At 37.4% G+C, this 788-nt stretch carries 1 protein-coding gene; it reads left to right on the top strand.

Annotated features, from left to right (window positions below; all coding sequences use genetic code 11):
- Nucleotides 1-45 precede the first annotated feature (45 nt).
- Nucleotides 46-788 (top strand): 5'-3' exonuclease H3TH domain-containing protein (locus ACFINO_RS10250; protein WP_375655718.1); only part of this gene is annotated, 743 nt, incomplete at its 3' end.

Below are 788 nucleotides of genomic sequence, written 5' to 3'. Positions count from 1 at the left end.
TAAGAGTAAATTGTTTTTTAGCTGAAATGGAGAAATGAAACTGTCATGAAAGCAACAGATCATCTTTTTTTGGTTGATGGATCAGGTTATGTTTTTCGTGCTTACTATGCTTTACCGCCTTTAAAGCGCAAAAAGGATGGACTCCCTGTAGGAGCTGTAGCTGGTTATTGTAACATGCTATGGAAACTTCTCTGTGACGCCCGTAATACAGCTACTGGCATTGTTCCAACCCATTTTGCTGTTGTTTTTGACTATTCATCGGATACTTTTCGCAAGCAAATTTATCCACAATATAAAGCCAATCGCGTGATGCCTCCTGAAGATCTTATTCCTCAATTTTCTCTCATACGTCAGGCAACAAAGGCTTTTAATTTGCCATGTATCGAAAAGGAAGGATTTGAAGCGGATGATTTAATTGCTACCTATGCACAATTGGCAACAAAGGTTGGAGCAAAAACAACGATTATTTCTTCTGATAAAGATTTGATGCAATTGGTAAATACACATGTGTCTTTATATGATGGGATGAAAGACAGACATATCGGTATTTCTGAAGTTATAGAAAAATGGGGTGTTGCACCTGAAAAAATGGTTGACTTACAAGCTTTAACTGGAGATCCAACAGATAATGTACCAGGTATTCCAGGTATTGGTCCCAAAATTGCAGCGCAATTGCTCAATCAATTTGGCTCTCTTGATCTTTTATTACAGCATGTGACAGAGGTTAAACAAACAAAACGACGTGAAAATATTCAAGCTTATAGTGAACAGGCAAAAATTTCTCGTGA

It is taken from the genome of Bartonella sp. AA83SXKL, from assembly GCF_042196965.1.
In the GTDB taxonomy this organism is placed as follows: Bacteria; Pseudomonadota; Alphaproteobacteria; order Rhizobiales; family Rhizobiaceae; genus Bartonella.
The sequence above is the reverse complement of the archived record's forward strand: the minus strand, read 5'-3'. Positions and strand labels throughout refer to the sequence as shown.